Here is a 792-nt window from a genome sequence, read left to right on the forward strand (position 1 = left end):
GTCTTCAACTGGCTTCTTCTTGCCCTTCACCGGCTTTTTGGACTTCTTCGGAGGTTCATCCTCGTCGTCCTCATCTTCGTCAAGGTCGTCGTCTTCGTCGTCCTCAGCTTCATCGACGGGCTTTTTCTTTCCCTTGGCCGGCGCTTTCTTCTTCGACTTTGGTGGCTCGTCATCCTCGTCTTCATCTTCGAGGTCGTCGTCCTCATCCTCGTCCTCGTCGTCCTCATCGACAGGTTTCTTCTTGCTCTTCACCTGCTTTTTAGACTTCTTCGGGGGTTCGTCGTCCTCATCTTCGTCTTCGTCGTCGAGTCCGTCATCATCTTCATCCTCGTCCTCGTCGTCTTCGACTGGCTTCTTCTTGCCCTTGGACTTCTTGGGAGGCTCGTCGTCATCTTCGTCTTCATCGTCGATGCCGCCGTCTTCATCCTCATCTTCGTCGTCCTCATCTTCCTCGACGACCTTCTTCTTGCCCTTGGCCGGAGCCTTCTTGCCCTTCTTCGGGGGTTCGTCGTCTTCGTCTTCGTCGATGTCGTCCGCGTCAACGGCCTTACCCTTCTTAAGCTTCACTCCATTACGCTTTGCCCACGACTCGAACTCACGCTTCGTTTCCTCATCCGACAGCGGCTCCGCTGCGAGGCACGAAGTATCCCAGCGCAGGAATGAGAGTTCTTCCTCGTCGAGCGCGCTGCGCGTGTCTGCCGGGATCACTTGATACTGATCTGCGGGTGCCTTCGAACCATCGAAGAAGATTCGAATGTCTCGGCCAAACTTCGGGTCCGTCACACTGTAGGT

1 pseudogene is annotated in these 792 nt (G+C 55.3%); it reads right to left on the reverse strand.

Going from position 1 to position 792, the window contains the following annotated elements:
* Positions 1 to 792 (reverse strand): annotated as a pseudogene (locus AC1RPW_RS07725) (hypothetical protein); the annotation flags it as partial.

The organism is Dellaglioa sp. CoH-55-MRSF-8 (genome assembly GCF_056782195.1).